Raw genomic sequence first — 9,125 nt, forward strand, 5'->3', positions numbered from 1 at the left:
TCTTTCCAATGCGGCTTGGTCCGCACGACCTGCGTCAGGAAAGCGAAAATTTCTACGTGGGCCATGCACTGGATTCAGCCTTGCACGCTCTTTTTGCCCAGGCGCAACTCGAATTGCAATACCGCGACCGCCATCTGTCGCGTGACGACGAAAACATCGCCGCGCGTGCAGGCATTGCGGTCCGTGCGTTCGCGGCCAGGCTTCCCGAGATCCGTACGCTCCTCGATAGCGATGTGCTAGCGGCCTATCACGGCGATCCGGCAGCCGGCAGTGTAGATGAAGTGCTGCTCTGCTACCCCGGCGTTCTCGCCATGATTCATCACCGGCTGGCGCATGAGCTCTATCAGCTCGACCTTCGGTTGCTTGCGCGCATTGTGGCTGAACTCGCGCATGGCGCAACGGGCATCGACATTCATCCGGGCGCGCAAATAGGCAAGGGATTTTTTATCGATCACGGGACGGGCGTGGTCATAGGCGAGACCACGGTCATTGGCGATCACGTGCGCGTTTATCAGGCCGTCACCCTCGGCGCAAAACGTTTTCCCCGCGATGCAGAAGGCCATCTGGAGAAAGGCGGGGCGCGGCATCCGATCGTGGAAGATGAGGTCGTGATCTATGCGGGCGCCACGATTCTCGGTCGTGTCACGCTCGGCCGGGGAGCGGTAATCGGCGGCAACGTATGGCTCACGCACGACGTCGAACCGGGCGCGAACGTTACGCAGGCGGTCTCGCGCAACGACGGTGTGCAACAACGCGCCGGGGCAACTGTGTCATGACGGAAGTCGTCCGCAACTTCGGCTTGGCTGTCAGGCTTTTACGCGAGGCACAGGCGTGGTCGCAAGAGCAGCTTGCTGAACACGCCGGCCTGAACCGCTCTTATATTGGCGAGATTGAACGCGGCCGCGTGACCGCTTCCATCATCACGGTCCACAAACTTGCCCGCGCGCTCGATGTTCCCATGGCGGAGTTACTGCAACCCGAACCAGTGAACGGGCCAGGCTGATCATTATTTCCGAAATGCCGTCTATAGCATGTTGAATGACCAGGGGCGTCGTCTTGATAATGACGTTTCCTGATAAGCATTCCCGTTTTTATTCTATAGACTTCGGAGCTACACATGACGGCAACTGTGGGCGGCCAGACGGCGCTCGGCGATAACGCAGCACGGCAATTAGCCAATGCCACCAAGACCGTTCCCCAGCTATCGACTATTACCCCGCGATGGCTTACGCATTTGCTGCAATGGGTGCCTGTCGAAGCCGGCATCTACCGGTTGAATCAGGTCAAGAACCCCGAGGAAGTGAAGGCGGCATGCACGCAACGTGAAGACGAAAGCGAACTGCCCCGGACCTTCGTTCCCTACGATGAAAACCCGCGCGAGTATTTTCTGAACGCGGTCAGTACCGTCCTCGACGTGCAGACCCGTGTTTCGGATCTCTATAGTAGTCCGCATGATCAGATCAAGGAACAACTGCGCCTGACGATCGAAACGATCAAGGAGTTGCAGGAAAGCCAGCTGATCAATAACCCGGACTACGGTCTGCTTGCGAATGTCGCCGAAGAACAGCGCGTGTTCCCGCTGACCGGTGCGCCGACCCCCGATGATCTCGATGAGCTGCTGACGCGCGTCTGGAAGGAGCCCGCGTTTTTCCTGACTCATCCGCTCGCAATCGCGGCTTTCGGGCGCGAGTGCACGCGTCGCGGCGTGCCGCCGCCGACCGTGAGTTTGTTTGGTTCGCAATTCCTCACGTGGCGTGGCATTCCGTTGATCCCGTCGGACAAGGTGCCTGTTGCCGACGGCAAGACCAAGATCCTTCTGCTGCGCGTGGGTGACAAGCGGCAAGGCGTGGTTGGCTTGTTTCAGCCGGGCGTAGCAGGCGAGCAAGGGCCTGGGCTTTCGGTGCGCTTCATGGGAATCAACAACCACGCGATCGCCTCGTACCTGATTTCGCTGTATTGCTCGCTCGCAGTGCACTCGCCGGACGCACTGGCGGTTCTGGATGACGTGGAGATCGCCAAGTACCATGACTATCCTGACACCTACAAGTAAGCCAGTGAGCAGCGCTTTCGTCACTGATGTTCCGCCGGCCGCAGCGCCTGCGGGGTTGCCTGCGGGCTTGCCTGATCTCGCCGTGCTATCGCGTCTTGCGAATGCGTTCTTTTCGGCCGTGCCGGGGAGTGCAGGTAGTACTATGCCCGCGCTTGCCAGTCTTGGCAGCGGCAGTGGTGAGTCACTCTCCGCAGGGCTGCCGGTCGCGGCACCTGTGCTTGCCTCAGCGAGCAATCCGGCGCCCCCTGGATCTCCGCTTGCGGGGCCGGGCGGTGCGGGGACGGGGGTGCCAGGCTTGAGCCTTCCGCAGGGCAAGGCACCGGGCGCTAACCTGCTGCCGTCGGCACCCACGCACGTGTTGTCACTGGGCAATCGTGTGCCGGCGCTGGCACCGCATGCGGTTTCGCAAAACAACGTGCCTGACTCCGTGACGAGCGCCGCACCGGCGCTGGAACCGCGCTTCGGTGGCGCTGCGCTGGGCGTTGGTGCGCCTGATGGAGTACAACGAGATCAATCGGCGGAGTCTCCGTTCTATTTCTTGCGGAACGCGGGCGGGTCATCCGGCGTGAGCCGTGAGCTGCCCTTGCCCGGTCATGATGTACCGACGGCCGAATCGCTTGGTCTGCCGTCTATCGACGACTTGCTTCCGTTCAATAGCCGTGAGCGGGCGGGGCCGGCGGGTGGCGAGCCTGATCGTAGCGGTGGGTTCTATTTTCTCGACAACGCTCGTGCACCGCATTCGAACGAGCGCTTGCCGCAGACCGGTTCGGCTCATCCGCCATTCGATGTCAACGCCATCCGGCGCGACTTTCCGATACTGCAAGAGCGCGTGAACGGCCGTCAGCTTGTGTGGTTCGACAACGCCGCGACCACGCACAAGCCGCAGTCGGTTATCGACCGCCTGTCGTATTTCTACGCGCATGAGAACTCAAACATTCACCGCGCCGCACATGCATTGGCAGGACGCGCGACCGACGCGTACGAAGGCGCGCGCGATACGGTGAGACGCTTCATTGGTGCGGCATCGGCGGAAGAAATCATCTTCGTGCGTGGCACGACGGAAGGCATCAACCTGATCGCGAAGTCCTGGGGCGTGCAAAACGTTGGCGAGGGCGACGAGATCATTGTCTCGCATCTCGAGCATCACGCGAACATCGTGCCCTGGCAGCAACTCGCAGCACTTAAGGGCGCGATTCTGCGCGTGATTCCTGTCGACGACTCGGGACAAGTTCGTCTCGATGAGTATCAGAAACTGCTCAACAGCCGCACGAAGATTGTCTCGGTGACGCAAGTATCGAACGCATTGGGCACCGTTGTGCCGGTGCAGGAGATTGTCGCGATGGCGCATCGTGCAGGCGCGCGGGCGTTGGTTGACGGTGCGCAATCGGTCTCGCACATGCGTGTGAACGTGCAGGAAATCGATGCTGATTTCTTCGTGTTCTCGGGTCACAAGCTGTTCGGTCCGACCGGTATTGGTGTGGTCTATGGCAAACACGATCTGCTCGAAGACATGCCGCCATGGCAAGGCGGCGGCAACATGATCGCGGACGTGACGTTCGAGCGCACCGTGTTTCAGGCGCCTCCCAATCGCTTTGAGGCAGGCACGGGCAACATTGCCGATGCAGTGGGCCTTGGGGCTGCGATTGATTATGTGACGCGCGTGGGTATCGAGAATATCGGGCGCTACGAACATGATCTACTCGCTTATGCGACGAGCGTATTGCAGCCGGTCCCAGGCGTGCGTTTGATTGGTACAGCCAAGAATAAGGCCAGCGTATTGTCGTTCGTGCTGAAGGGATACGAGACGGAAGAAGTCGGGCAGGCGTTGAACGAAGAAGGGATTGCAGTGCGTTCGGGTCATCATTGCGCCCAACCGATTCTCCGGCGCTTTGGCGTCGAGGCAACGGTGCGGCCGTCGCTAGCTTTTTACAACACGTGCGATGAAGTCGACAGGCTCGTGGCCGTCGTGCGCAGGCTTTCGTCGCGGCGGTAGGTCGGAAGGTGGGGTTGGGTAGTGCAGCGCGTGGTCACCGCGACCGCGCGCATCACTCGGTTTGTGTTCTGTCCATGCGGCTGTACGGAGATTGTCTGTTGAAAGTCGCTTACCCGCCGCGCTCCCTGGGCCACTTTGGAAACGGCCAAACCTCCGCGTCTGGCTCCGCCACGCGGACGACCTTGGCAGTCCGCCCGCGGCATCCACACGAGGTTCGCAGGCCGCTTCGTACGTAACTAGAGGCAAAGATCTTTCCGGCCCCGCAATCACACTGGAAAAACCAGCGTGCGCCGTTCTTGCCGTGATTCACGTAGTGAGACGCAGTGAGTTGGCCAAAGCGATGACCCGCTGCAATTTCAATCTGACGCAAGCAGCCGCACGATAGCGTCTTGCGGTACTTGACGCTTTGAACGGCAAGAACCTTCTCGACTCCGCAAGCGCACCTGAAAAGCCAGCGAGAACCGTCCTCGCGGGCTACAGCCGTAAGCCTGCCAAACGTGCGGCCGGTAATATCGATTGCCATCTTGAGTAAGCTCAAAGCAAAACTGCTTGTCGTTAAAATTCCAGGGCCTTCATTTTGTTCGGGCGACCAGGACGTGCGTTGTCGGCACATGTCGTGAATCAGTTTGCGTTATCGGTTCAATAACGTGCAGATCGCTTCGATGAATAGAGAAATCATACCAACATCATCGGATGAGCCGGGTCGTCGTGATATGAAAGCCCTTAGCCGATCCCGATACCTCGCACAAACGGTGGCGTGCTTTTCATCGAAAGAGTTTTTCTAACCCGGACCGGCAGTTAATCTGCTTTGCCTTTGCATCACACTATAGTTATTCTTGTGTCCGTCTATGTTGAGGTGGATCGGCCAACGCCACCAACGAGCCACCAACGAGCCGCCAGCATTCAGCCGGTCCCCAGCACTAGTTATTGTCCCACCACCACAAGAAGGTTCGCTAAATGGATACCGCCCCGCAGGCGCCGCTAATTCTGATAACGGGTGGAAGTCGCGGCGTAGGCGCGGCGACCGCGCGTCTTGCTGCCGCACAAGGTTACGATGTAGCGATTAGCTTCGTCTCCAACGAATCTGCTGCCCTTGCGGTGGCGGCTGATGTGGAAGCTCTCGGGCGCCGGGCTCTAGCCATGCGCGCGGACAGCGCAGATCCAGAGCAGGTCGCTCAGCTATTCGCCGCGATCGACCGGAAGTTCAGCCGGATCGATGTACTGGTGAACAACGCTGCGGTACTTGCGCGGCAGTCCCGGCTGGAGGATCTCGACTTCGCGCGGATGCAGCGTATCTTCGCGGTCAATTCGATCGGCCCTATCCTCTGTGCACAGCAGGCGGTGAAGCGCATGTCGTATCGTCACAATGGGCGGGGAGGCGTTGTGATCAACATCTCGTCGGCATCGGCCCGGCTCGGCAGTCCAAACGAATATGTCGACTACGCTGCGTCGAAGGGCGCCGTTGAGACATTCACTACGGGTTTTGCAAAAGAAGTCGCGCGGGATGGGATACGCGTCAACTGCATCCGCCCTGGGCACATCTACACTGACATGCATGCTAGCGGCGGAGAGCCGGGACGGGTGGATCGCGTCAGAGACTCGATCCCCATGGGACGCGGCGGTCAACCTGAAGAGGTTGCGCGGGCGATCCTATGGCTAGCAAGCGCCGAAGCTTCCTTCATCACCGGCACGTTCCTCGATGTCACTGGCGGCAAATGAGCAACAGGGTGCAGCAATGGAGGCGATGCTCCACGGAACGGCATTGGACGCGTCGTCTCCGCCAGGCGGCCGACCATGTGCAGGCTGGAGGTCTGACGAAGATCGGGTCTACTGAAGGGTAGTGGGAACATCGTATTGCACGACGATGACGACTCGACGATTGGCTGCGCGGGCAAACGGGTCATCTCCCATTACAGCGGGGATATTGTCCGCGCGGCCAATCGCCGCGAGCCTGTGTGGCTCAATGCCCCGATCGACCAGGAATCGTACGAGCGAGCCGGCTCTCGCGGACGAAAGCTCCCAGTTAGACTCGTATTTTGCGGTCGATATCGGTACGGAATCGGTGTGTCCTTCCACCAGGATCTGTTGCGCCGAGTGTTCTTTGAGCGCCGTAGCCACCTGATCCAGCACGGCGTTTGAATCCTGCATCAGATGGGCCTCACCCGAGCGAAAGAGTATCTTTGCATTGATTTCGATCTCGACACCGCGCGCATTTTCGAGTACACGAATTTCCTGCTTGTCGCGCATCGCCTGCAATGCTGAGATCAGTTCTTTCCTGGACGCCTGGACCTGTTCAAGCGCCGCAGTCCGGGGCGCTTGAAAATTTTCAGCGCTTGCGCTGCGCTTCGTGAGCGGTGCAAGCGTGAGACTTTTCGTTTCCATTTCCCGGTGCTGGGCTAGCTGCATCGCGTACAACGCGATGAATAGAACCATGAGGGTGGTCACGAGATCCGAGTATGAAATCAGCCACCGCTCGGAGAGTATCTCGGCCTCGTCGTCGAACTTGGGATTGGGTTTGGTAGATACCAAGGACATAATCTTCAGATAGAAATTGGTGCTGTAAAGTGCCTTGGTTCACATGTATCCGGGTCGGGGCTCGCGGCCGTACAGCAAGGAACGGCGAATCACCATGTCAAGGCCATGAGTAATCCTTAGCGAATGAATCTAGGGACTGGAACGAACGCTCGTTTAACGGCTTTGCTTGGTCGCCCATCCCTCTCGCATAGACCTCTAAGTAATATCGGCCACGAGGCGGGCTTCGATTAACTGCGGAGACTCTTTTCGCGAGATGGCAAGCAAGCCGTCGAAGTACAATTTCTTGAAGCGTAATTCGCTATCTATTCTTGCCTTTATTTTTCCGTAGATGGGCAGCAACAGGATATTGGCAAGAGCCAGTCCGTAGAGCGTCGTGATAAAAGCGACGGCGACACCCTGACCAAGCTGGACCGGTTCCAGAAGGTGCCCTGTCACCTGAACCAGACCCAGCACCGCGCCCAGGATGCCGAAGGTTGGCGCGTAGCCTCCTGCCTGCAGCCATATCCGCGCCGCCGCCATCTGGTTGCGCTCGTACGCGTCGAGTTCTCTTTGCAACGCGTCCTCGATCACGGCAGTCGGCACGCCGTTGGCGATCAGTTCCAGTCCTCTCTTCGCAAAGGGGCTGATGCCTTCGGGATTGATCGTTTCGAATGCGAGCATCCCTTCCACTTTCGCTTTGTGACCCCATTCGAGCAGGATGGTCAGGTTTTCCCGGTCGACTGGCTTGGCCTTGGTGAAGACCATGCCGAGTTGCCTCACCCCTGCCGAGAACTTCACCCACGTGTTCTGAACCATTACGGCGCCGATCGTGCCGCCCAGCACAATGACTATGGCTTCTACCTGAAAGAGCGTCAGGAAGCGGCCGCCTTCCAGGGTGAACCCGGCCACGATGGCAACAATGCCAAGCAGCGCTCCGCACAGCGTTAGGATGTCCATTCGATCTCTCGTTTATCTTTTGACGACTGCGATTGTTTTCGATGCTGCTCTGCCGTACGGCTCAGGACAGTCAGGTTCCAACCGAAAGCTGTTCGGGGGCGTCGGCTGGGGGCCCGGCTTTTATCGACTTGACCAGTTGAATGAAGCGTTCTTCAATGTCCTGTATCTCAAGAGGATTGGTCACGAGGTCACGTCGCATGATCCATGAAGTCTCACTTTGCCGTGCCTTTGTCATCACTGAAAGCAACCGGTCAGAGACCGTGTGGTCCGTTGCCGAGGAGAGCAGTTTCGCGAGATCGTAAAAATATCGTCGGCAATTTCCGCACGCGAGAGCTTGTCGAGTATCAACTGTCTCTCGACGCCGATCAGCGCCTCAAGATCGGACAGTTCTATCAACTCCAGTTCGCTGGCGATCGAAATATCAAGATCGTGGTCACCCACGCGTTGATCCCGTTCGATAATCCGCACGGGATCGAAGGTGACAACCTGGCGGCTGGTGGTGTCGTCCGTGGCAAAGCCGGGGACGTTGCCGAGAAAGTCCGGACGACCGGACTCAAGCGTTACGAGGTTGAGTTTTTCCATGCGCTTGAGCATGGCCATGACGTGCACGCGAGGATGGCCGGCTACTGCCTGGCACCGCTTGCAGACTTCAGAAAGTGCGATCGACACATCATCGGATTGAAGCCGCCGGCCTCGTGCTTGCCCGTTTTCACCTCCGGCCATCAAGCTAAGCACGTGGGCGTAAGAGACTATTCCGGGTAGGAAGTCAGCATTCGTGTACGTCGCGAGGAGCTCGTCTTTTCTTTTATTCCGGCGAATCAACGTGCGCATCAGGTGGCGAAGGAGCGGTGAGACGCGCTCCAGTTCCTCTTCCACGATCTTTGCTTCGATCACGCTCAGCCGGCAGAAGCTAAGCGCCTTCGCCGTCGACCCGCGCGGCTCGGAAGGCAGCAATGCAGACTCTCCGAAGCACTCTCCCTTGCCCAGGGTCGCGAGGACAACACGCCTGTCGTCGCATTTCGCCGAGATCTCGACTTTTCCTTCGGCAATGACATAGATTGCCGAGGTTCCAATATACCCTTCCGAGTAGATGACTTCGCCCGGTGCAACCGCCCGCAGTCTGGACAAGGTTTCTTGATTCAATGCAGCCCCCGAAGAGTGATCGCCCGGTCCCGTTTCTGTCTGACGGGTACTCAAGCGTTTCGCCGATATTTAAGTGTTCTGAAAGCAATATCGGCCCGTTTTGGGAACTCTTTAGTGATGCCTGCGCAACAAAATGATCAATTGACGACAGGCGTGGAAGGCCTGTATTCAGGCATGGCAGAGCGATCATTTTCTGCAAATAGGCAAACGTTAAAATGGGTCAGCAAAGACCAATTGACGTTAGGCTTGCATAGGAAGACCGAATGCGCCGACGGGCGCAATCACCGTGTTGCGGTGAGCGCTGAATAGAGGGCGATACCGGCACTGTGGAAAGGTCCGCGTCGACCACGTCCAGGCATTCGATTGCGCTTTTACTAACTAGTCCAGGCGTGATGGCCCACGCTATGAATGCAGCGCTAAAGCGGGGTATTCTTTTGGATTTCTACCGCTGCGCGACGTGGCCTGTCA

At 58.4% G+C, this 9,125-nt stretch carries 7 protein-coding genes and 1 pseudogene; 5 read left to right on the plus strand and 3 right to left on the minus strand.

Annotated features, from left to right (window positions below):
- From epsC to JWR14_RS06300, 5 genes are all read left to right on the plus strand, one after another.
- A partial coding sequence (epsC, locus tag JWR14_RS06280) for a serine O-acetyltransferase EpsC (protein WP_299703203.1) occupies window positions 1–776 on the plus strand: 776 nt, incomplete at its 5' end.
- Window positions 773–1,003 carry a helix-turn-helix transcriptional regulator gene (locus JWR14_RS06285; RefSeq protein WP_299703206.1) on the plus strand — a complete coding sequence of 77 codons (231 nt, stop codon included), beginning with the start codon at window positions 773–775 and terminating at the stop codon, window positions 1,001–1,003. The genes epsC and JWR14_RS06285, both read left to right, overlap by 4 nt.
- A gap of 114 nt (window positions 1,004–1,117) precedes the next feature.
- The gene (locus JWR14_RS06290; RefSeq protein ID WP_089165150.1) at window positions 1,118–2,050 is read left to right on the plus strand and encodes a family 2A encapsulin nanocompartment shell protein; all 933 of its coding nucleotides are present in this window, start codon (window positions 1,118–1,120) and stop codon (window positions 2,048–2,050) included.
- On the plus strand, window positions 2,025–4,043 hold the full coding sequence (locus JWR14_RS06295; protein ID WP_299703214.1) for a family 2A encapsulin nanocompartment cargo protein cysteine desulfurase: 2,019 nt from the start codon (window positions 2,025–2,027) through the stop codon (window positions 4,041–4,043). The genes JWR14_RS06290 and JWR14_RS06295 overlap by 26 nt, the downstream gene beginning before the upstream one ends.
- A gap of 957 nt (window positions 4,044–5,000) precedes the next feature.
- A complete protein-coding gene (locus JWR14_RS06300; RefSeq protein WP_299703217.1) occupies window positions 5,001–5,762 on the plus strand; it encodes an SDR family oxidoreductase in 762 nt (253 codons plus the stop codon).
- 108 nt (window positions 5,763–5,870) lie between these two features.
- Here JWR14_RS06300 and JWR14_RS06305 read toward each other — a convergent pair whose 3' ends face one another.
- The 3 genes and pseudogenes from JWR14_RS06305 to JWR14_RS06315 form a co-directional block, all read right to left on the minus strand.
- Complete coding sequence (locus tag JWR14_RS06305; RefSeq protein ID WP_299703220.1) at window positions 5,871–6,578, minus strand: OmpA family protein; 708 nt, start codon at window positions 6,576–6,578, stop codon at window positions 5,871–5,873.
- 195 nt (window positions 6,579–6,773) lie between these two features.
- The gene (locus JWR14_RS06310; protein WP_299703223.1) at window positions 6,774–7,514 is read right to left on the minus strand and encodes a MotA/TolQ/ExbB proton channel family protein; all 741 of its coding nucleotides are present in this window, start codon (window positions 7,512–7,514) and stop codon (window positions 6,774–6,776) included.
- 70 nt (window positions 7,515–7,584) lie between these two features.
- Window positions 7,585–8,657: pseudogene (locus JWR14_RS06315) on the minus strand (Crp/Fnr family transcriptional regulator).
- Window positions 8,658–9,125 lie beyond the last annotated feature (468 nt).

Source organism: Caballeronia sp. (assembly GCF_028292365.1).
Classification (GTDB): Bacteria; Pseudomonadota; Gammaproteobacteria; order Burkholderiales; family Burkholderiaceae; genus Caballeronia.